The 22,397-nt window shown below is 64.2% G+C and carries 18 protein-coding genes and 2 riboswitches; of the genes, 5 read left to right on the top strand and 13 right to left on the bottom strand.

Features of this window, described 5'->3' with window-relative positions; genetic code table 11:
• Positions 1-4: 4 nt before the first annotated feature.
• Positions 5-1,918: an ABC transporter ATP-binding protein gene (locus LD110_RS13560; RefSeq protein WP_225499357.1), complete on the bottom strand. Its 1,914-nt coding sequence runs from the start codon at positions 1,916-1,918 to the stop codon at positions 5-7.
• Between the two features lie 34 nt (positions 1,919-1,952).
• Complete coding sequence (locus tag LD110_RS13555; protein ID WP_225499356.1) at positions 1,953-3,596, bottom strand: ABC-F family ATP-binding cassette domain-containing protein; 1,644 nt, start codon at positions 3,594-3,596, stop codon at positions 1,953-1,955.
• Positions 3,597-3,796: 200 nt separating this feature from the next.
• Here LD110_RS13555 and LD110_RS13550 point away from each other — a divergent pair, with 200 nt between their 5' ends.
• A complete protein-coding gene (locus LD110_RS13550; protein WP_225499355.1) occupies positions 3,797-4,519 on the top strand; it encodes a hypothetical protein in 723 nt (240 codons plus the stop codon).
• Positions 4,516-5,259 carry a hypothetical protein gene (locus tag LD110_RS13545; protein WP_225499354.1) on the top strand — a complete coding sequence of 248 codons (744 nt, stop codon included), beginning with the start codon at positions 4,516-4,518 and terminating at the stop codon, positions 5,257-5,259. The genes LD110_RS13550 and LD110_RS13545 overlap by 4 nt, the downstream gene beginning before the upstream one ends.
• A 243-nt stretch (positions 5,260-5,502) precedes the next feature.
• Here the strand turns inward: LD110_RS13545 and LD110_RS13540 are convergent, their stop codons facing one another.
• The 9 genes from LD110_RS13540 to LD110_RS13500 form a co-directional block, all read right to left on the bottom strand.
• Complete coding sequence (locus LD110_RS13540; protein WP_225499353.1) at positions 5,503-8,529, bottom strand: glycoside hydrolase family 38 C-terminal domain-containing protein; 3,027 nt, start codon at positions 8,527-8,529, stop codon at positions 5,503-5,505.
• Positions 8,530-8,712: 183 nt separating this feature from the next.
• Complete coding sequence (fdhD, locus tag LD110_RS13535; protein ID WP_225499352.1) at positions 8,713-9,600, bottom strand: formate dehydrogenase accessory sulfurtransferase FdhD; 888 nt, start codon at positions 9,598-9,600, stop codon at positions 8,713-8,715.
• Positions 9,601-9,712: 112 nt separating this feature from the next.
• Positions 9,713-11,215: a molybdopterin molybdotransferase MoeA gene (locus LD110_RS13530; protein ID WP_225499351.1), complete on the bottom strand. Its 1,503-nt coding sequence runs from the start codon at positions 11,213-11,215 to the stop codon at positions 9,713-9,715.
• Positions 11,212-12,135: an NTP transferase domain-containing protein gene (locus LD110_RS23910; RefSeq protein WP_225499350.1), complete on the bottom strand. Its 924-nt coding sequence runs from the start codon at positions 12,133-12,135 to the stop codon at positions 11,212-11,214. The genes LD110_RS13530 and LD110_RS23910 overlap by 4 nt, the downstream gene beginning before the upstream one ends.
• Before the next feature lie 51 nt (positions 12,136-12,186).
• Entirely contained in the window at positions 12,187-12,687 is a 501-nt protein-coding gene (locus LD110_RS13520; protein WP_225499349.1) for an HNH endonuclease, read from the bottom strand.
• Between the two features lie 278 nt (positions 12,688-12,965).
• Positions 12,966-13,715, bottom strand: coding sequence for an NlpC/P60 family protein (locus LD110_RS13515; protein WP_225499348.1), 750 nt, complete (start codon positions 13,713-13,715; stop codon positions 12,966-12,968).
• Positions 13,716-13,815: 100 nt separating this feature from the next.
• On the bottom strand, positions 13,816-14,511 hold the full coding sequence (locus LD110_RS13510; protein ID WP_225499347.1) for a C40 family peptidase: 696 nt from the start codon (positions 14,509-14,511) through the stop codon (positions 13,816-13,818).
• A 3-nt stretch (positions 14,512-14,514) separates the two neighbouring features.
• Positions 14,515-14,677, bottom strand: a riboswitch (cyclic di-AMP (ydaO/yuaA leader).
• Between the two features lie 147 nt (positions 14,678-14,824).
• Positions 14,825-15,652 (bottom strand): M23 family metallopeptidase, encoded by an 828-nt coding sequence (locus tag LD110_RS13505; RefSeq protein WP_225499346.1) that lies wholly within the window; start codon positions 15,650-15,652, stop codon positions 14,825-14,827.
• 2 nt (positions 15,653-15,654) lie between these two features.
• A riboswitch (cyclic di-AMP (ydaO/yuaA leader) is annotated at positions 15,655-15,897 on the bottom strand.
• A gap of 108 nt (positions 15,898-16,005) precedes the next feature.
• On the bottom strand, positions 16,006-16,701 hold the full coding sequence (locus LD110_RS13500) for a metal-dependent transcriptional regulator (protein ID WP_225499345.1): 696 nt from the start codon (positions 16,699-16,701) through the stop codon (positions 16,006-16,008).
• A gap of 229 nt (positions 16,702-16,930) precedes the next feature.
• Between LD110_RS13500 and serC the strand changes: the two genes are divergently transcribed.
• On the top strand, positions 16,931-18,061 hold the full coding sequence (gene serC / locus LD110_RS13495) for a phosphoserine transaminase (protein ID WP_225499344.1): 1,131 nt from the start codon (positions 16,931-16,933) through the stop codon (positions 18,059-18,061).
• A 141-nt stretch (positions 18,062-18,202) separates the two neighbouring features.
• Here serC and LD110_RS13490 read toward each other — a convergent pair whose 3' ends face one another.
• Positions 18,203-18,868 (bottom strand): DUF3027 domain-containing protein, encoded by a 666-nt coding sequence (locus tag LD110_RS13490; RefSeq protein WP_225499343.1) that lies wholly within the window; start codon positions 18,866-18,868, stop codon positions 18,203-18,205.
• 8 nt (positions 18,869-18,876) lie between these two features.
• Positions 18,877-19,260, bottom strand: a complete 384-nt coding sequence (locus tag LD110_RS13485) for a cold-shock protein (protein ID WP_225499342.1) — start codon at positions 19,258-19,260, stop codon at positions 18,877-18,879.
• A gap of 263 nt (positions 19,261-19,523) precedes the next feature.
• Between LD110_RS13485 and LD110_RS13480 the strand changes: the two genes are divergently transcribed.
• Positions 19,524-19,739: a hypothetical protein gene (locus tag LD110_RS13480; RefSeq protein WP_225499341.1), complete on the top strand. Its 216-nt coding sequence runs from the start codon at positions 19,524-19,526 to the stop codon at positions 19,737-19,739.
• A gap of 72 nt (positions 19,740-19,811) precedes the next feature.
• A complete protein-coding gene (locus tag LD110_RS13475) occupies positions 19,812-22,397 on the top strand; it encodes a helicase-associated domain-containing protein (RefSeq protein WP_225499340.1) in 2,586 nt (861 codons plus the stop codon).

Raw genomic sequence — 22,397 nt, 5'->3', positions numbered from 1 at the left:
GCAGCTACGCTTCAGGCACGGCCTCCCGCGCAACGGCCGTCGCCTCTTCAAACTGGGTACGGTACAGCTCTGCGTAACGGCCGTCGGCCGCAAGAAGCCCGATGTGGGTGCCGCGTTCCACTATGTTGCCGTCTTCAACCACCAGGATCTCGTCAGCGGCCCTGATAGTGGACAAGCGGTGGGCAATAACGACGGCGGTACGGCCTTCCAGCGCTTCCCCAAGGGCAGCCTGAACCGCGGCTTCATTGGTGGAATCCAACGCGGCGGTCGCCTCGTCCAGGATGACGACGCGTGGCTGGGCAATGAGCAGGCGCGCGATGGTGAGCCGCTGGCGCTCGCCCCCGGAGAGCCGGTAGCCACGCTCCCCCACCACTGTCTCCAGCCCGTCCGGTAGCGAGCGGATCATTGCTTCCAGGCGGGCCCGGCGCAGCACATCCCACATCTCGTCCTCCGTAGCGTCCGGCTTTGCGAGCCGAAGGTTGGAGGCAATGCTCTCGTGGAAGAGATGACCGTCCTGGGTCACCATCCCGAGGGTGTCGCGGAGGGAACTGAACGTTGCGTCCCTGACGTCCAACCCGGTCCGGGCATCAGAGCCGCCTAAGCGGACGGCGCCGGAGTCGACGTCGTACAACCGGGAGAGCAACTGGGCGACGGTCGATTTTCCAGCACCCGAGGAACCCACCAGGGCAACGGTCTGCCCGGGTTCCACACGGAAGCTGATCCCGTGCAGGACTTCCTCTCCACCGCGTGTATCCAGTGTGGCCACTTCTTCAAGCGAGGCCAGGGACACCTTGTCCGCGGAAGGGTAAGCAAATCTGACGTTGTCGAACTCCACCGCCACGGCGCCAGGCGGGATTGCCACAGCATCCGGCTTTTCCTTGATCAGCGGCTCCAGGTCAAGGATTTCGAAGACACGCTCAAAACTGACCAGGGCACTCATGACTTCCACTCGGGCGTTGGACAGTGCAGTGAGTGGCGCATAGAGGCGGGTGAGCAGCAAGGCCAGCACCACGACGTCGCCCGCGGCCAGCTGCCCGGAGATGGCCAGCCAACCGCCCAGCCCGTACACAAGGGCCAGCGCCAGGGCGGACACCAGGGTCAGGGCGGTGATGAAAGTGAACTGGAGCATGGCCGTCCGCACGCCAATATCGCGCACTCGACCAGCCCGCAGGGCAAATTCCCGTGACTCGTCCTCCGGCCGTCCAAAGAGCTTCACCAGCGTGGCACCAGGGGCGGAGAACCGCTCCGTCATCTGGGTGCTCATCGCGGCATTGTGCCCCGCGGACTCGCGCCGCAGGTCGGCCAGGCGGCCACCCATGCGACGGGCAGGGATGAGGAAGATGGGCAGCAGGACCATGGCAAGCACCGTGACCAGCCAGGACTTGTTGAGCATAACGCCCAACGTCAGGGCCAGTGCGACGACGTTGCTCACCACCCCGGACAACGTTCCCGCGAACGCTGATTGGGCGCCAATGACGTCGTTGTTGAGGCGACTCACCAGGGCGCCGGTGCGGGTACGCGTAAAGAATGCGATGGGCATGCGCTGCACATGGTCGAACACCCGGGTGCGAAGGTCCACAATCACACCTTCGCCAATGGTTGCGGACAGCCACCTAGTCAGCAGTCCCAATCCAGCTTCCGCAATGGCCACCCCGGCGATCAGCAACGCGAGGCCAATCACGACATTGGCGCCTGCACCCGCAATAATGGCATCCACCACCTGCCCGGCGAGCACCGGCGTCGCCACCGCAAGGATGGCGGTCACAATCGACGCCAGAACGAACGCCACCAACCTCGACCGGTGCGGCCTGGCGAAGGCGAGAACCCGCTTGAGCGTGGCCTTCGAGAACGGCTGCGAACCGGTTTTGGCACGAGTGATGTTGTATAGCGAACTCCACGCCACGCGATCCATGCTCATGCCGAAGCTTCCTTCCTCAAACAGCTGGCTCGGCTCATGAAGCCAGCTCCCTGACTTTCCCGTTGTCGACGTGCCAACGGGCATCCAGCCGGACATTGTCCAGCAAGCGTCTGTCGTGGGTGACCAACAAGAGGGCCCCGTCGTAGCTCTCCAGCGCCTGCTCAAGTTGCTCTATGGCCGGCAGGTCCAGGTGGTTGGTCGGTTCATCCAGGACCAGGAGGTTAACGCCCCGTGCCTGCAACAAGGCAAGCGCGGCCCTTGTGCGTTCCCCTGGTGACAGTGACTCAACTATGCGTGCTGTGTGGTCGGCCTTGAGGCCGAACTTGGCCAGCAGCGTGCGAACTTCGGCTGTTGGCCAATCCGACAGCACGCCTTCGACGGCGGCGGCCAGCGGCAGCCCGCCGTCGAGCAGTCTTCGAGCCTGGTCAATTTCGCCGACGGCAACGGACGCACCCATGGAGGCGTCGCCGTCGTCGGGCTGTTGGGTACCGAGCATAAGCCGCAGGAGCGTGGATTTGCCGGCCCCGTTGGGACCAGTGATGCCGATCCGCTCGCCGGCGTTCAGCTGCAGGTCCACAGGGCCCAAAGTGAAGTCACCCTGCCGGGCCACGGCACCACGGAGCGTCGCCACCACTGAACTGGAACGCGGGGCCTGGCCGATGCTGAACTGCAACTGCCACTCCTTCCGTGGCTCTGCAACTTCCTCGAGCCGCGCAATCCGGGACTCCATTTGCCGGACTTTCTGGGCCTGCTTCTCCGAGGACTCGGTGTTGGCGGAGCGGCGAATCTTGTCATTGTCCGGATTCTTGCGCATCGCGTTGCGGACACCCTGTGAGCTCCACTCGCGCTGGGTCCTGGCACGCGCCACCAGATCCGCCTTGGTGGCGGCGAAGTCCTCGTAGCGCTCCCGGGCGTGGCGGCGGGCAACGGCGCGCTCTTCCAGGAAGGCCTCGTAACCGCCGTCGTACACCGCCACCGAATTCTGGGCCAGATCCAGTTCGACGACGGCAGTCACGCAACGGGCCAGGAACTCCCGGTCGTGGGACACCAGGACCACCCCACCACGCAGTCCCTGGACGAAGGACTCCAGCCTGGCCAGTCCGTCCAGGTCAAGGTCATTGCTTGGCTCGTCCAGGAGCACGACGTCGAAACGGCTCAGGAGGAGCGCCGCCAGGGCCACGCGTGCAGCCTGGCCTCCCGAGAGGCCTGTCATCTGGGCATCGGTGCCCTGTTCCAATCCCAAGTCGGCAAGGACAACGGGGATCCGCTCGTCGAGATCGGCGGCCCCTGAAGCCATCCAACGATCAAACGCGCGCGAGTACGCTTCTTCCACGCCTGCCGCACCGGAGGCGAGCGCCTCCGCGGCCTCTTCCATGTCCTGTGTTGCGGCGGCGCAGCCCGTGCGGCGGGCGATGTACGCGGCAATGGTCTCGCCGGACTTCCGCTCGTGTTCCTGCGGGAGCCAGCCGACGAAAGCGTCCGACGGCGCCAGGCTCACCGCCCCCGCTTGGGGATTGTCGACGCCGGCAAGAATCCGCAGCAGTGTCGACTTTCCGGCACCATTGGCGCCGACGACGCCGATCACGTCACCCGGGGCGACGGTAAACGACAGATTGGAGAAAAGGGTCCGGTGACCGTGACCACCGCTGAGGTCCCTGGCAACTAAGGTTGCAGTCAATGTTGTTATCCTCTCAGCCGGGTCCGGCCATAGAAGAACCCGCCGGTCCGGACTTGGGGGGTGTACGGACCGACGGGCTCGACCATCAAGCATAGTTCACGCGTCCGTCCCCGTAAAATTAACGCAGAAACAGTTCAAAACCTGCCCGCGGATAGCGCAGGCGGGCCCCGCCGTCTGGCGGCTTGCGCAGAAAGTCCTCCATGCCTCTCCCGTCCAAGGCGTTCCAGCACTGGCTGAACGGTGTTGCGCCCCAGGAAAGCATGGCAGACATCAGCCGGATCTCCGGTGTGAAGCGAACCACCCTGGCGCAGCAGATGGTCCGCGGCAAGGTAGCCGAAACCACGGTTGTGAGCATCAGCAGGGCCTACGGCATAAACCCGCTGGATTCGCTCGCTTCCTTTGAGGCGTATTCGGAGCTTCATGGGCCGCTGCCTGCACCCTCCCCCGGTGAATTGATTAGCCTCGTCTCAACCTTGGACATGCTGCAGGCCCTCATCGAGCGAACCCGACCGGAAAACAAAGCCGCAGCCGACCTTGACGATCCCATGCACCCCACGTCGGTCAAGAACTGGGTGGACGCCATTGACGATGGCGAACTGCGCACACGCGTCAGCGACATCACCGGGATTGCCCCCCAAAACTTTTCCGCCCACCTCACCGCCAACCGGATGCCGCCAGAATTGGCCCTCGCCACAGCCCGGGCCGCGGGAGTCGGCCCGACGGCGGGACTGGTCGCCATCGGACTCATCACCGAGGCCGAAGCGGGATGGCCGCCCGATGCCCGGCGGACCGCACTCAACGCACTCACGGACGGCGAACTCGCCCTGTTGGCCGGAGACCGGCTCCAGGCCTGGGGGAAGACGCTCCGGCGCCACGAACAAGACCAAGAAAACACAGAAAGAATTTGGGAGAACCTCGGATGACAGGCGTCCTGCCCTGGGCCACTTTGATTGTTTGCCTGGCCATTACGATGATTCGCTTACCGGGGGCCCTGCGGGGCCACAACCGCTCGTTGTTCTGGATCTTCGCCCTCATCACGTTCGCCATCCTGCTCAGCATCGAGGGACCCTATCTGACCATCGATGCGCTTCTGGGCGGGATCAACCTGACCAACCTCCTGCTCCGCTTTATCCTCTACGCCACCTTCCTGTTGGTGGGCGTCAAGGCCGCGAAGGGTTTTGGCTCCCCCAATGGCGTACGCGCTATCCGAGGGCCAATAGGTTTGGCGGTCCTGGCGGTCGTGGCTGGGTTGACGGTGTTTTTCTTCCTGTTGACTGACACCCGGGGTTCCTCAGTGGGCCTCACCGGCCTGCCCTTCAGCCACAGCCTCGAAGCCTACGCCGCACTGGGTCGCCTCTACCCCGGCTACGTCTCAGCCTGCCTGCTTCCCGGAATCTGGCGGACGGTAGTGGGCCACGGCCCGCTACTGCTTCGCGTGGCCTCCGCCCTGTTCATGCTGGGCCTGGTTCTGCTGGTGATTTCGCAGACTTTCCCGTTGATTCCGCCCGCCCTGGCATGGCTTCGACCCTTGATCAACTACTCGGCCGCCCTGTCGATTGCGCTGGGCCTGGGCGGAATTGGCCTATCCAAGGTAGTCTCCCGCCGCCAAAACGGCCCAGTTCCAGGGGTGCGGACAGACAGAGTTCGCGGCAAAGCTTCGTAACGGCTTTCACAAAATCATTAGAACGTGCAACAATCATGAATGTGTGAAAGCAGCTGCTGCCTAGGTGCGGGAGCGGAGAACGGGTTTCAGTACCTGTGGCGCCTGCAGAAGCACTATTGGGGGGATGAGTGGTGGCGGGCTGTTGGGGACCGCCCCCACTCAGCCTATGTAGGCAACAGGGACCGGCCAACTGGCCGGTCCCTGTTGTGCATTCAGAACTCGTTCCAGTCCGTGGCGTTTTGGCTAGCGGCGGAACCGTAGGGTCACCAGCTGGAATGGGCGCAGCGTCAGCTCAGCGGCGTCCTTCCCCGTCGAGACTCCAGCGGTGTCGGTGGGCCGTTCCAGGAGGTCCACGGCTTGCACACCCGACGTCGCAAAGTTGGCCGTTACCTTCCCCGAAGACCGTTCGCCCAGGGACTCATACAACCTCACGACGACGTCGCCGGAACCATCCTCGGCCAGCTTCACGGACTCTACGGCTATGGCCTGGTTGTAGACCGTGAACAGCGGATCGACGCCGTGCCCGCCCTTCACCACGCGCGGCCGCAGGTTGGTGCGGTATCCCTCCTCTACGGCGTCCGCAATCGTCGCACCAGGCCGGACTGTGATGTCCAAGACGTGCCGTCCCCTGTCCGCACCGGGGTCCGGGAACTTGGGGGCACGCAACAGGGAGACGCGCACCGTGGTGGTTGTGCCGCCGTCCGAGCGCACTGAGCGGGTTACATCGTGTCCGTAGCTGGCGGCGTTGGAGACTGCGACTCCGTACCCCGGCTCGCCCACGTGAATCCACCGATGGGCGCAGATTTCGAATTTCGCGGCTTCCCACGACGTGTTCACGTGAGTTGGCCGGAAGACATGGCCGAACTGCGTCTCCGACGCGGAGCGCTCTGCCCTGACATCGAAGGGGAAGCCGATCTTGAGCAGCTTCTCACTCTCTTGCCAGTCCACCGCGGTGGAAATGGCCAGGGACTCACCGCCAGCCGCCATTTGAATGCGTTGGGTGACGGCAGAGGAACCTACCAGCCGCTCCACCACAACGACGGCGTCCCAGCCGCCGCGCTCCAGCGTCACGGAGCGGGCTTCGGTCACCGAGGTGACGTTTCGCCGATAGAACTCATCCACATCCCAGGCGTCCCATTCATTGGGCGTATCACGGTGGAGTTCCAGATGGTTGCCGAACTGCCCTGGCGCGATGGCCTCCCTGCCGCTTGCGTGGTCCAGCAGCGAGGTGATCAAACCGTTGGAGTCAATGACGGCCCGGATGATGCCGTTGTCCAGGATGTAACCGCCATCCGCTTCAGTAACGTCTACCGGATTGTCGGCGGCCACCAGTGGCGCAACAGCAAGGGCGGGCACCCCGCTCCGTTCGTGGGGAGCAGCGTTGAGCAGGAATTCGCCATTCCCTTCGCCCACCAATGCGGCTGTGGCGCCGGCGATGATCTGCTCAAGGTCCCGTGCCACCGCGGCGTAGTTACGTTCGGCATCTTGATGGACCCACGCGATCGAACTTCCCGGAAGGATGTCGTGGAATTGCTGCAGCAGCACAAGACGCCACAGTCTCTTAAGGTCGGCGGCTGGATACTGGTGCGTCCCACCGGAGCGGACCGCCGCCGTCGAGCACCAAAGCTCCGCCTCCCGCAGGAGGTGTTCGCACCGCCGGTTCCCGGCCTTTGTCCGGGCCTGGCTGGTGTAGGTGCCACGATGCAGCTCCAAGTACATTTCACCCACCCAAACAGGCAGGCCGGAGTACTCAGCTTCGGCCTCGACGAAGAAGTCCCGGGCGGACCCCAGCCGGACCCTGGGCGACCCCTCCAGGTCTTCGGTCCGATGGGCCGCGGCGATCATCTCCCTGGTGGGGCCGCCACCTCCGTCGCCGTAACCAAACGGGACCAGTGAAATGCTGCCGCGGCCGTGGTCACGATAGTTCCGCTCGGCGTGGGCTAGTTCCCGGGCGCTGAGTTCGGCGTTGTAGGTGTCCACGGGCGGGAAGTGGGTGAAAAGGCGGCTGCCGTCAATCCCTTCCCAGCTGAAGGTGTGGTGCGGCATCCGGTTGACTTGGTTCCAGGAAATCTTCTGAGTGAGGAACCAGTGTGAGCCCGCCGCCCGGACGATCTGCGGGAGTGCTGCCGAGTAACCGAACGAGTCCGGCAACCAAGCCTCTTCGCACTCCACGCCGAACTCCTCCAGGAAGAAGCTCTTGCCTTCCACAAACTGCCGGGCCATGGCCTCACCGCCAGGCATGTTGGTGTCTGACTCCACCCACATGCCGCCGACAGGAACGAACTGGCCGGACTTCACTTTCTCCCGGATACGGACAAAAAGCTCCGGATAAAACTCCTTGATCCAGGCGTATTGCTGCGCCGACGAGCAGGAAAACACAAAGTCCGGATGATCGTCCATCAGTGCCACCACATTGGAGAACGTGCGGGCACACTTGCGGATGGTTTCACGAACCGGCCAGAGCCACGCCGAATCGATGTGGGCGTGCCCCGTAGCCACGAGACGATGTGAGGAAGCGTACGCCGGCCGATGCATCACATCAGCCAGGGCCTCCCGGCCTGCGGCTGCCGTTCCGGCGATGTCGTCGGGGTCCATGACGTCCATCATGCGTTCCAGGGCACGGAGGATTTCGTGCCTGCGAGGAAGCTCCACTGGCAGCTCGTGCATCAGGCCGCTCAGCGTCCAGACATCCTGTTGCAACTCCCAGACGGCCTCATCCAGTTCGGCCACGGCGATCCGACCCAGCCTGTATACCGGATCCGTACCTGCGGTGGCTTTGTCACCCAGTGGCGTGGGGGCGAACGTCCAGTTGTTGGCAACATCCGGGTTCGCGGCGGCCTCGACATAAAAATCGATGGACAGTCCCCCGCCCAGGAGCTTCAGCGGCACCTGTTGGTTGCGGGGAGAGATGGCTTTGATGATGGTGCCATCCGGGCGCCAAGCGATCCCCTCGCACTGGAAGCCTGGAGCTGTCCCGTTGAAGCCGAGGTCCACCACTACTTCCACAGTGGTGCCGGGCCGAACACCCCAGCCCTCCGGAACCTCGCCGCGGAGTCGAAACCACGTTGTCCCCCAGGGCAGCCCCCACGGCGCTCCATGCTCCTGAGGGGCGAAGTCTTGGCGTAATGCCTCGGCAACTGGTACTGGCTCCCCCGGGGCCTCCCAACAGCCTAGGTTTAGCGGCATACTCCGCGTGTAGACGGCTGGATTGAGCCGCTCCCTGACGAAGCGCTCAAGACGGACTTCCGTAAGACGGCGGTCGTCGTGCAATTCAAATCCCCTTAGCTAGCTGCGGGTGGGCGGCCAGGCGTGGTGATGTTGGGGGCAACCTGGGGCCGGGGCATAGCGGATCACAACCCCGTTCATAAGAAACCGCTTCCAATCGATGGATAAAATCTACTGCCTTAGGGCTAAATTACCAAGCGGTAGCTTCGGCGGGTTCGGAAGCTTTCGTCACGAACTCCTCTGTTGTGGGGCCGTGTTGTGGGCGGGGCTGATGCGGTCCTTGCCGGCGTAGACATTCAGGCTGCTGCCGCGGCTGAAACCCACCAGGGTCAGGCCCGTTTCCTCGGCCAGCTCCACGGCCAGGCTGGACGGGGCGCTCACCGCGGCCAGCACCGGAATCCCGGCCAGGGCAGCCTTCTGCACCAGCTCAAACGAGGCCCGCCCGGAAACCTGCAGCACCGTCCCGGACAACGGCAGCCCGCCCTGGCGCAACGCCCAGCCAACCACCTTGTCCACCGCATTGTGCCGGCCCACATCCTCCCGCAGGCAGACCAGCTCCGGCTCCCCGCGCCCGCCGATCCGGAACAGCCCCGCGGCATGCACACCGCCGGTCTTGTCAAACACCGCCTGCGCCTCCCGCAGCCTGCCGGGCAACCCGGCCAGCACATCCACCGGCACCCTCAGCGGGTCCCGACGCAGGTCAAAGGCCAGCGTCTTGCGCACCGCCTCGATCGAATCCGTACCGCAAATCCCGCACGAACTGGACGTGTACACCTTCCGGCCCGTCTCCGGCACCGGCACCCCCGGACGCAGCTGCGCCTCCACCACATTGAACGTCTGCCGCCCGTCCTCATCCTCCCCGGCACAGAACCGCAACGACACCAGCTCAGTCGCCTCACGGATCACGCCCTCCGAGACCAGGAAACCGGCCACCAGATCAAAATCATCACCCGGCGTGCGCATCGTCACCGCAAACGACAACCCACCAACCCGGATCTCCAGCGGCTCCTCCACCGCCAGCACATCCTCCCGGAACCGCACCGGAAACTCCAACGCAGCATCCGAACCATCCAACAAAAACCGATGAACCTTCCGCCGCTGAATCACACGTCCCATAAGACCATCATGACTGTGCCCGCGCAGGGGCGCCAACAAGCAGGCGGCAGCGCTGCATCAGGGATAGCGCCAGTAGCGGGGCTACAGGGCGCAGTTCACTCGGAAGGCGATTTCACTCATCATCAAGGGCGCTCCAGTCGACTGGCTCGGAGGGACTCTTGCGCCGTTGAGCCTTGGTAGGCGGCTTTCGAGGCTTCTCTGTCGTCTTTGGCTCAGGCAGCGGCGGTCCCCAGGGAAGGGGAAAGGCCGTTATCGGCTCCCCCAGTTGGACGCCGTGCGGTGGGACCACCATCACGCCATCGGCGGAGGCCAGACCGCGCATCATCCCCGCAGCGGAGTGCTGGGCCGGGGACGCGAGCCCATACACCAGACGGAATGGCATCAACCGGGTCCGTCCCGGGTCCGGGTCGATCGTCACCCCGCACGGCACCTCCCCGACGTCGGGCATGTTCCCGTGGCCCAGGGCGGCCAGCAGCGGTCCGGCGATAGTGAATAATGCCATCATCGCCGCCAACGGATTCCCCGGCAGCCCCACCACAAATCTGCCATCCGGCAGCTCCGCCAGCACCGCAGGGTGCCCCGGCCGCATCGCGATCCCGTCGATCAGCAACCGCCCGCCCAGCGCAGCGATCGCCGCACGGAAATGGTCCGTTCCGGACCTGCCCGTACCACCTGTGGTGATTACGACGTCGGCAAGCTGCCCACCGGGCCCTGCCTGCCAGGCCGGGCCACCCTCCGACACCTCGTCCCGGGACGCCGCGGTGCCTTCCCCCGCAGTGTCTTCCGGCGTCGGGGTGTCCTGCAATGCGGCCAGCCACTCGTCATACGAGTCACCCACCCTGACCTGCCCGGCCGGAATCCCGCCCAGCATCCCAACCACCGCTCCAAGCTGCGGCCCAAACGTATCCCGCACGCGACCCGGCTCCGGAACCCCGGAAGTCACCACCTCCGAACCCGTCAGCACAAGCCTCACCACCGGTTTCCCCAACACCAGCAGTTCATCCAGCCCAGCCACAGCAGCTATGGCAACATGCGCAGGATTCAGCACCGTTCCCGCCCTGATCAACACCTCACCGGCAGACGCCTCCTCACCAGCCGGACGAATGTGCTGACCGTTGCCCGGCTCACCCGGCCTGGCGCCCTCACCAAGCACCAACACCGGAAGACCCTCGCCGTCAACATCCATCCGCCCGCTCTCAGCACGCAGCACAGCCTTCGCCCCCGCGGGAACCAACCCACCGGTCACAATCACAGAAGCCTGATGCGGCGCCAAAACACCGCCCTGCCCCGCCAAAACCCCAGGCTCCACCACAACCCACGGCCCGGAACCATTCACCGCCCAACCATCCATCGCGGACGACGCATAATGCGGCACATCACGCACAGCCACCACGTCAGCCGCCAGAACCCGGCCAATGGCCGCGGACAACGCAACAGGCCCCGCAGGAATCGGCGACGCGCAGCCAAAAGCCAACTCACGCGCCTCAACCCATGTGTGCGCTAGATTTCGAGGCTGTGCGGAGTCCGGTCCGGGTTCAGCGGTGTCAGACTCTGCGGTGTAAGTGTCTTGTACCGTTTCGGTCTCGACGGCGCGCGGTTCAGCGGCGTCGGTCATTCCTGGACGGTCTCCGGCGCGGAGTACTCCTCGGAAAGTTTGCGGGCCAGTGCCAGGGCAGCATCCATAGACGCTGTGTCCGGAGCCTGTCCCGAGCCCGTGGCCATGCCGGCGGCAAAGCCCGCAATGAAGGTGGTCAGGGGTGCGGCTGGCCGGACAACCGAGTGGGCGGCGACGCCAGCGAGTGAGAGTACGCGATTGACATCAACGTCGACGTCTTCCAACTCAAAAGCCCGCAGCAGGGTCCGGCACCATTCCTCGAGCGTTTCTTCCTGGCTCTTCACGATTTGCCTCCCTGTGCCGCTGTCCTGGATTGCGGGAGATGGCTGCGCCACCCCCAGTGCCGCGGCGTCGTCCCAAGTGTCCACATCAGCGGTGGAGTGCTCGGGGACGGTCACCGGCAGCAGGTCCAGCCTAGCAAGGAGAGCGAACACAGAACCGTCGGTTAGGGTTCCCGATTGAGCAGCCGACGCCGCTTCCTGCCTGAGCGCCTCACTGCGGTAGATTCCCGCCAAGGGCTGTTTCCTTCCGGAGGGCGAAACAGCCATTACGCCATCTCGGTCCGTGCCGGACGTGAGGGCATCGAGGAGGGCTCCAACGGCATTCCGTACGTTGGGCATGTCGCAGGCCAGGACCAATGTCCACGGGGACGGTTTCCCCGTCGCCGAAGCCAGCGCAGCGAGGCCGGCGGCTATGCCGGACGCGGGCCCTGTGAAGGGTGGGTCTTCCCGCGTGAGAAGCGTTCCCCAAGGCAACGGACGTCCGGGATCAGGCCCAACGACCACCGTATGTTGTGCCTTGGAGGCGGCTCTAAGGGCACGGTCCAGCAGCGATTCGCCCTCAACCACCAAGCTGGACTTGGGCACGCCTCCAAGCCGGGCGGACCTGCCCCCAGCAAGAATCACGGCATCGAAAAACACGCGTCCAGCCTAGCTGTGTTGAAGGCCGGACGCGCTATTCCTCCTAGGAACTCAGGCAGCCGATTCCGGCAACAGGAAAGGGTCCCAGTCCGGTGCCGGCTTCTCTAGTTCCTTGATTTGCCACATTGTGCCCGTTGGAGCCGCTGGAGTGAATTTCAGCTTCCAGCCCATCTCCGCGAGCGTGTGGTCGCTCTTGGCGTTATTGCACCGAAGGCACGCCGCCACCAGGTTCTCCCAGGTATCGGCGCCGCCGCGGGATTTTGGGTGGACGTGGTCAATGGTGTGTGCAGCTTTACCGCAATAGGCGCAGCGGTGTCCGTCACGGCGCAGTACGCCCCGACGGCTAACGGCTGTGATTCTGTTGTACCGTGGCCGGATGTAGCGGTTGAGAAGAATTACGGAAGGGCGTCCGAAAATCTCCTGCGGCCCAACGACAGGCTCGTCGCCTTCGGCCACCACGCTAGCTTTTCCAGTCAGCACAAGAACCAACGCCCGGCGGAAGGAAACTACCGCCAGCGGTTCATATCCAGCATTCAGAACGAGTGTGCGCATGCACATACCTCTTCACGGCCGCACCCGCCAGGGGCACGAGGGCCGGCTGCCCTCTGCATGTGCGGGCTATGGATCGACAAGACAAGAGTAAACAGTGCAGGCCCGGTTCAACGAATCGCGCGCGGCAAATCGGCTCAGTGTCGATGAGAGTTCATGTGCAGGCCACCTCGCGGAACATCAAAAGTCAGATACCGAAAAGGGCCGGGAATGCGTCCACGGAAGCAAAAAACACCCCCGCCTGCCCCAAGGCAAGCGGGGGTGTTTCTGTGCTCTATGCGTTAGCCGCCGACGCGGATGAAAACGGGACCGGAGCCCACGTTGACGCTGTAGAGGGCGGTGGTGCCGCCATTCCAGCCGCCGTGGACGGCCATACCGTTACCAACGTAGACAGCGATGTGCGCCATGCCCATGCCGCCGTTCTGGTAGTAGGCCAAGTCGCCTGGCTGTGCCTCAGCGGCGCTCACTGTGCGGCCGAGGGAGAGGTAGCCGGCCGGCCAACCGTGGTAGTTGATGCCGACGGCCGCCAGGGAGTTAGTCACCAGCATGGTGCAGTCCTGGGCCACGCCAAGCTGGGCGTAGGCAGCGGCGGCAATGGAGGCCCCCAGACCGCTAGCCGGGGTCTTGGTGGGCGCGGACGCCTGAACGGTGGAGCTGACCTTCAGCGTAGGGGCCGGGGCTGCTTCCTGAACCTCAACAGGCTTGGGAGCCTCGACGACGGGAGCGGCCACGGTGCTGACGGCCGGCTTCTCGTAGGAGATGGACACGCTGGACTCAGCAGAGATGCTGGCCTGCGTGACAGCCTGGACGTCCAGGCTGGAGGTCACCGTGGACTCGCGCTGAACGTTGGTTTCCGCAGCGTTGGCTGCGACACCGCTGGTCAACACCAGGCCGGAGGCGGCAGCAATAACGGCAGCCTGGCGGCCCATGCCGCCAGCGTTGTCGCCCACAGCCTTGGCAATGACGGCGATCGAGTTGGTCTTGGTCACCTCGGCGCGGTGCCGTGCAACGGTATTTGCACGAGTACTCATCATTTCTCTCTTTCGTATTCCTCAAGCCGGGGTGGCAGCTTGCGGTCTTTGGACGCGCCGGCATCTTGGGGGCATGCCGGATCGCCCCGAACGGATTCCTTTAGCGGAGGGTGTAGAACGAGGACGTGCCCGTTGCGGACACTGCGTGCAGGATGGTGCCCTGCGAGGGGTTGAGCGCGCTGATCATCATGCCGTTACCGACGTAGATACCCACGTGGGCACCGCCGTTTTGCATGACTAGATCGCCGGGGGCCGGCGTGGAGGTGGGCTTCATGATGGTCCACGCGTTGGTCCGCGGGATCTTGATCCCGGCCTGTGCGTAAACCCACTGAGTGAAGCCAGAGCAGTCCCAACCGGCGGGAGTGGTGCCACCCCAGAGGTACGGGCTGCCGATCCCGGTGTAGGCGATCGCGGCGAGGCCGGCCGTGGCAGCGGAAGACGCTGCGTCCGCAGCTTCGTCGGCTGCGGCCGTGATGGAGCGGGCCTCTACCTTGGGTGCCTCGATCTTGGGAGCCGCTTTGGTGGCGATCGCGGGGCGCTCAAACGACACGGTGGCCGTTGGTTCCGCAGTCACAACCAATTGCGTGGAGCCGGATTCCGAAGCGGAGACGTTGACATTGGAGTCTGCGTGCGCAGGAAGACCAGCGGTCAACAAGAGTCCCGATGCGGCCGCTACAGCGGCGGCCTGGCGACCTACGGTGCCGGCATTGGTGGCAACAGCCTTGGTAAGGGTGTTAAGCGGATTCAGGGAAACCGCGTCTGCGCGATGGCGCGCAAGGTTGCTGCGTGAAGACACGAGGTAGCCTCTCCCAATGCCTACGAGGTGAGCTGTCGGATTCGGGTGGGAGGCACCCGGCCGCTTGGCTTCCGAAGAAGCTTCCGCGACTTAACCCCAAGGCCTTCCAAGAAGGCCAAAATTGGTTCCCCCGCCTCTGCCAGACGATGTTTTGCGAACGGAGTTCCAGATGGTGGCAGAGCTAGGCAATCCATCCGGAAACACCAGCTCCCTAAAAAGCCGGTGCGAATACGACGGTACAGGAGTTTGGTTCGAATGTCACATTCAGGTCACGAACGATAACTCGTATGCGATAGACGACAATCAAGAAGGGTTATAGCCAGCCGAGGGGGTCAACGACTTCGCCGTTGACCATCACTTCGAAGTGCAGGTGGCAGCCGGTGGAAGCACCCGTTGTGCCACTCATGGCAACAGTCTGGCCGCGGCTGACAACCTGACCCACCTGGACGTTGAAGGAGGATAGATGGTTGTAAGTGGTCTCAAGGCCATTGCCATGGTCGATCACTACGCGATTGCCACCACCAAAAGGATGCCAGGACGCAAACGTTACCTTGCCGCTTGCAGCGGCATAGACCGGAGTTCCGCATTGCGCCACGTAATCCTGGCCACGGTGGAACTCGCCGAAGCCACCTGTGATGGGGCTCACGCGGTAGCCAAAGGGCGACGACGGGATCAGCTGGTCCAGCGGAGCCCCAAGGGTACCTGTGGAGGCTGCCCTGGTGATCGAACCCACAGACTGTGCGCTGAGTAACGACTTAAGTCGGCCGTCCGGATCAGCCTTGGTCGCCACCGCGGCCCGGCTGAAGTCGATCTTTGCCGACGATGCGGCCGAAACCTCGGGCTGGGCACCCTGCGCCAATGCTGAAGGGGCTTTTCCGGGTTCGGACGTTGCCACTACGGCACTCGTGCCAGGGAAAGTAACGGTGAGGGCCAGGCCGGTGGCCGCGAGGGCAATACCGGCCTTTTGTCCCACGCCGCTGGCGGCAGCGAAGTCGGCTACCTGGCCGAGCGGACCGCGACGGCGTCGGTAGGACCTGGGCCGGTCCTGCGCCGGTTCCTGCACGGAGGTGACGCCGGCAGAGCGTTGCACCTCAGCGGGGGCCGCCGCCCGGCGTCTACCCCTGACGTTCTGCGTGGTCAACTATGTTTCCTCTCTGAAGCCTACGAAGTTAGCTGTCGGATTCGGGTCAGAGAGTTCCAAGACCCGGCCCACAGCAGACACGCTCAAGGCACAGAGGTATCCCCTAGAGGACCTCCGTCGGTTTCACGCATCCGCAGCGGGCTTCACCCCAAGGCCGTCCGAAACGGCCGCTTGTGGTTCCCCCGCCTCTGCCAATAAATGTGTAGAACACCTGGACCGTTGGCAGAGCTCGGCTCCGGTTCAGGTAACGCTTTGGTATCGGCGCTAGTAGCCAACTATAGGCGATTAAAGCCCTGCAGTAACAATTCCGTTATCTGCGCCACGCCAGTCTCCAGATGTGACCGGAAGCGCGGTTAGGCGATGGTGACAAACACGTGGGCAGCAACTTCAGGAGGCAGTTCCAGCGCGCCCTCGATATCAGCAACGCGGACTGAGATGTACTCCCCCACCCGCTCAAGCGAGATCCGGGCACCCGGCCGAATTCCGCCTTCCTCGAGCTGCAGAAGGAGCTCGGGCTCAACCTGGATAGGCTCGGCCAGCCGGCTCACTACGACAGTCGAACCCGAGGAATAGTCGGCCATGGCATCCAGGAGGTTGATCACACCGTCTGAGAACGGCTTGGCAGGGCTGCCGCCCAGTGCTTCAAGACCGGGGATCGGGTTTCCGTAGGGCGATTCGGTGGGGTGGTTGAGCAGGTCGTACAGCCGCTTCTCCACCCGCTCGCTCATGACGTGCTCCCAGCGGCAGGCTTCATCGTGTACGTAGGCCCAGTCCAGGCCGATCACATCCGCCAGCAGCCGCTCAGCCAGCCGGTGCTTTCGCATAACTTCCGTAGCGCGTTTCCGCCCTGTTTCGGTCAGCTCCAAGTGCCTGTCCCCGGAAACGACCACAAGGCCATCCCGTTCCATGCGACCGATAGTCTGCGAGACCGTGGGACCGGAGTGGCGCAGACGCTCAGCAATGCGGGCACGCAGGGCCACAATATTCTCTTCTTCGAGCTCCAAAATGGTCCGAAGATACATCTCGGTTGTATCAATCAGATCGGTCATCCCGCTCAGCTCCTCAGAAGAAATCCCCGCTACGCCAAGGACCATCCTAGCTTATTTGGAATTAGTCCGGATAATTCGCGAACTTGGCGCAGCATCTCACTTTGCGGACTTTGACACCCCGGTTCACCCCGCCGCTGCAGCTTCGGGCAGAATGGGCAGGAGTCGAAAAGGTGCAGCCGATGCCGCCTGCCACGACCCCCTCGACGGAACATTGACCATTGGAGCCACTGTGAGCGACAACAGCATCACCATCCCCGCCGATCTGCTGCCCAAGGACGGACGCTTTGGCGCCGGACCCTCCAAGGTCCGCCCAGAGCAGATTGAAGCGTTGTCCGCCGCATCCACGTCCATCCTGGGCACTTCCCACCGCCAGGCACCTGTGAAGAACCTCGTGGGATCGGTCCGGGATGGTCTTAGCACGTTTTTCAAGGCTCCTGACGGTTACGAAGTAATCCTCGGCGTCGGCGGTTCAACAGCGTTCTGGGACGTTGCCAGCTTCGGCCTCGTGGAGGAGAAGGCCCAACACCTGTCCTTCGGCGAGTTCGGCTCCAAGTTTGCCGCTGCTACCAACAAGGCTCCCTTCCTCCAAGCGTCCTCCATCATCAAGTCGGAGCCCGGCAGCCGTCCAGAGCCACTGGCCGAAGCCGGCGTGGACGTCTATGCCTGGCCGCAGAACGAGACGTCCACCGGCGTCGCCGCTCCTGTGAAGCGCGTGGCGGGGGCTGACGAGGGCGCGCTGGTGCTGATCGACGCAACGTCCGCCGCCGGCGGCCTGGACGTTGACGTCGCGGAGTCGGATGTCTACTACTTCGCACCGCAGAAGAACTTCGCGTCCGACGGCGGCCTGTGGCTTGGCCTGTTTTCTCCCGCTGCTTTGGAACGCGCCGCGAAAATCAAGGCCAGCGGCCGCTGGATCCCGGATTTCCTGGACCTCCAGACCGCAATCGACAACTCCAAGCTGAACCAGACTTACAACACTCCGTCCCTGAGCACCCTGGTGACCCTTGACGCCCAGGTCCAGTGGCTCAACAACAACGGTGGCCTGGACTTCGCAGCGAAGCGCACAGCCGAGTCCGCAGGGCGTGTGTACTCCTGGGCAGAGGCCTCCGACTTCGCGACGCCGTTTGTTGTTAAGGCCGAAGACCGCTCCAACGTGATTGCCACCATCGATTTCGACGACTCCATCGACGCGGCCGCCATCGCCAAGATCCTTCGCTCTAACGGCATCGTTGACACGGAGCCCTACCGGAAGCTTGGCCGCAACCAGCTGCGCATCGCCACGTTCGTTGCCATTGAACCGGATGACGTTTCCGCTCTGCTGGCCAGCATTGACTACGTAGTGGGCGAGCTCCGGAAATAGGGCGCCCGGCCAAGACAGCTAGGCGGCACCATCCTGGAGGGAATCCGGGGTGGTGCCGCCTTTTTTGTCTTCGATGATGTCCGGTCGGCTCATCACGATGATGTCCGGTCGGCCCGTCACGTTGGAGGCCTTAAGGCTGGCCTAGTGCCCTTCCACCGCCTCAGAAGCACCGTCAATTTCGTCGTCGGGCTCTACATCGCCGTCAGCGGCGGTGTCCGCCGCCTCAAGACCTTCTGCCTCGTGGTCGTCGCGGGCCCCGGCGTCGCTATCTGAATCCCCCTCGCCGGCTTCTTCTTCATCCGCTGGATCTTCATCCGCTGGGTCTTCATCCGGTGAGTCCTCATCCGCTGAGTCCTCATGCACGGTGTCCTCAGGGCGCACCCGCTCAGCCCAAGGCACCCATTCGGGAGCCAGGACCGAGTCCTCCGACGGGAGAAGGCCGAGTTCGCTGACCGTGACCACCTTGGAACGGGAGTTCCGGGTCACCACGGCGAACCAGTGCCAGCCAACGTAACCAGGCAGCCGGGATTCGAACAGGTGGGTTACCAACCTGTCGCCCTCGGTGCGCGCAGCTACGTGGGCACCAATTTCATCCGGGCGGGCAATCGTGGTGATCGCTTCCCGGGCGACATCGATGGCAGCGGCCAGGACGGCGTCGGGCTTTCCAGCACGCCAGACCGGAACGCCCGCCCGGCGCCTCGCGGCAGGCTGACGCTTCCCGGACGGGTCCGAGGCAGGATCTACTGAGGCCGCTGCACCGTCAGGCGCAGCGGCTGTCACGTCAGCCCGAGCGAATTCCGAAGCCATGCGCGGCCCTAGGCGTCCAGCTCTTCGGCGACCTTGCGCAGGGCAGCCGCGATGGCCTTGCCCTTGTTGCTGTCCGGGTACTTGCCGGAGGAAAGCGTGCCGGAAAGGTTGTCCAGCACTGATACGAGGTCCTGGACCAGCGGTGCAAGTTCCTTTGCGTTCATGCGCTTGGCCCGGGCAATGGAGGGGGTCTTCTCCAGGACGCGCAGACCGAGGGCTTGGGCGCCGCGGCGGCCGTCAGCGACACCGAACTCAACGCGTGTTCCAGCTTTGAGATCGCTCAAGCCAGCCGGCAGCGCCGACTTGGGCAGGAACACTTCCTGACCGTCTTCGGCCGCGAGGAATCCGAAGCCTTTGTCCTTGTCATACCACTTGACCTTGCCGGTGGGCACTTAATCAACCTTCTTCATGTATCGCATGGGGCATATCCGCCCAGCACAAAACCACGGGCACCCGCGGGGTCCACAGGACGCTCGCTGTGACATCGCTCTTCATTGATGTGGCTGGGTCCGGTCTGTGCTGGTCTACTCTCATTCAAGGTTATCGTGCCCGGGCCACGAAACGCGCCTTGGCGGCCCCCGTCACACACGTCGCGTCACAGTAGGCACGCGATACTAGGCAAAACCGGACTTCCGCTGCTGTTAGCGTTGCTCATATGATTCCGAACCGCTTCCGCCGGCCATTGACGGTTGTTGCCGCTGTCCTGGCCGTCCTGTCCTTGGCGGCCGTCGGCGTCGTCATGGCCATTGCCGCAGGTGGAGGCATCGCTCCGGCTTGGGTGACGGCCACGGCCCTGTATGGACTTCCGATAGCGTTTATCCTGCTGGTCTACTTGGTGGTAGACAGCGTCCTCCGCCGCCGGCAGCAGTAATCTCCGGAGCACTACATTCCTGCCGAGGTTCTCCGGGAAACGGTCCCTCGGCCAAGCGGTAACGTTGAGGTGATGTCCCTCATTCGCGCTCTCAGCAACGAACTTGAAGCACGCGACGACGACTCGCTGCGTTCGCTCTTTGCCGCGCGTCCCGACCTCATGTCTCCCCCGGTCCCGGACTTCGCTGCCCTCGCTGCCCGCGCAAGTTCCCGGGTCAGCGTACAGCGTGCTTTGGAGCGCCTCACCAAGCCCCAACTCCAGGTGATCGAGGCCGTCCACCTCACCACCAACACAGACACGGGACACAGTGTTTCGGCGGTAGAGCTTAAGAAGGTGATTGCGGGGGCCACCATCGCCGGGCTCGAGCCCATCCTCCATGGTCTCCAAGACCTGGCCCTCCTGCAGCGCGTGGACCCGCCATCGGGCTTTTCGGATTCCCCTTCACGGCACAGGTACTACCTTCCCGTTGGCAGCCTCAAGGAGGTCATCGGCATCTACCCTGCCGGACTAGGACGCAGCTATACCGAACTGGTGCGCCTGCTGCCTGCGTTCGCCCAGCGGGTTGTCCAGATCGTCTCCGAACTGCGCACGGCGGGTGCTGACATCAAAGAGGCCGGAAGTCCATTCGAAGCTGCCCTTGCCTTGCAGCACTGGACTTCCTCACCTGAGCGGCTCGAGACCATCCTCTCCAAGGCGCCGGAACGAACGAGGACGCTGCTGGATCGATTCGGCACGTGGGCCATGGGGGCGGTGCCGCAGGCGCAGCGCCGCTTGTCGCTCGCCAAGGAGGCGCCCGACGTCGGACCTGTCGATTGGCTGCTTGCCCGCGGCCTGCTGGTGCCCCTGGACGCGGCCCACGTAGAACTGCCGCACAGTGTCGGCCTTGCCCTGCGCGGCGGCGCGATCATCCCCAACTTCCTCCGCAAGCCACCGGTGCCCACCCTGGGCGAGACCAGTGCACTGCTACGGCGGAATGCCGCGTTGGGAGCCATCGCGGAAACCCTGCGCCTCTGCAGCGAACTGGTGGCCGCCGTCCGTGCCCAGCCGCTGACGACGCTCAGGACCGGGGGCGTGGGAGTCCGCGAACTCCGTCGCCTTGCCGATGCGATCCGCTTGGAAGTGGGCGAGACGGCCCTGTTACTGGAACTCTGCGCACTGTCCGGGCTGCTGCGCCTGGATGTTGACAGTTCCACCTGGGTCCAGCCGTCGCCGCTGGAATGGCTGGAACTGCCCCGGAAGGAACAATGGCTGTGGCTGGTAAACGCATGGCTGTCCAGCGAGCGTGTCCCGTCCATGGTCGGGCAGCCGTCTCCCGGCCAGATGGGCGTTCCGGGACCAGCTGCAGCCGCCACGCAGTCGGTCAACTCGCGCAACCGCAGTCCAGTGCAGCCGGCATCAACAGGCCACCGCGGACAAGGATCGACCGCCATCAACGCGCTGTCCGGCGAAGCCCAGCGCCCCGATGCCCCGTTGGTCCGCCGTCGGGTCTTGGAAATCCTCGCCGAGCTGACCACCGAGGCGGGCGCGCCGGACGGCCGGGCGCCTGTGCTCGATGCCGCCGTCGTCCTTGAACGGGCCGACTGGGCGCAGCCGCGGATGACGCGGCGATTCAATACGCTGGTGGATGGGATCCTGCACGAGGCTGAACTGCTTGGCCTCATGGGTTCCGGCGCGCTGACCCAGCTTGGTTCGGCAATCGCCGCGGACCGCCCTGACGAGGCGTTGGAAATCCTCGGTGAGCACCTGCCCGCGGCACTGAACCACTTTCTGCTGCAGGCGGACCTTACTGCCGTAGCACCCGGATACCTCTCCCCCGAGCTAAGCAGACGGCTGCAGGGGATGGCCGATGCAGAGGGGCAAGGCCCCGCCACGATCTACCGCTTCTCCCAGGAGTCGATCCGCAGGGCGCTTGATTCCGGATTCGACGCGGCCTCCTTGCTGGCTTTCCTCCGGGAACACAGCGCGACGGCGGTGCCGCAGCCTTTGGAATACATGGTGGCGGATACGGCGTCGCGCCATGGCAGGCTCCGCGTAGCCACGGCGGCAGCTTTCATCCAGAGCGACGACGAAGCGGCCATCACGGATTTGCTGGCCGAGCCCGGCGCCAGCTCCCTGGGGCTTGTGAAGCTGGCGCCAACCGTGCTTACATCTGCAGCCAGCCCCCGGGAAACAGCCAGGGTACTGCGGGAGTTGGGCCTCACGCCCACGCTGGACGAAAAGGACTCGGGCGTGCGGCTCAAGCGCTCGCTTGCCGTCGCCGCGGCACGCCCGGTCTACACGGCACCGCGCGCGGCGCCTTCGGAGGACGACGTCGACGCGCAGCTGGCGACGCTGCGCCAGCATCACCGTGTCGCAGGGAGTTCGGGGTTTTCCGGGGCCGAGACTGTTACGCAGCTTGGGCTGGAGGCGCTGCACCGCGCTATCCGGCTGCGGCAGGCAGTTTCCATCAACGTAGTGGACGGTGAAGGGAATGCCGTGGAAGAGACGGTGGTTCCCGTATCAGTCTCCGGCGGACGGGTGCGCGTCTTCGATCCCCGCCGGGACACCGAACGGGTTCTTTCCCTGCACAGGATCATCGACGTCGGACCGGCAAATGTCATCAGGTCGGCGGACCGCGCACCGGAACCCGATCAACCTTTGACTACACGGGGAGAATAG

It is taken from the genome of Arthrobacter sp. M4 (assembly GCF_020251205.1).
In the GTDB taxonomy this organism is placed as follows: Bacteria; Actinomycetota; Actinomycetes; order Actinomycetales; family Micrococcaceae; genus Arthrobacter.
The sequence above is the reverse complement of the archived record's forward strand: the minus strand, read 5'-3'. Positions and strand labels throughout refer to the sequence as shown.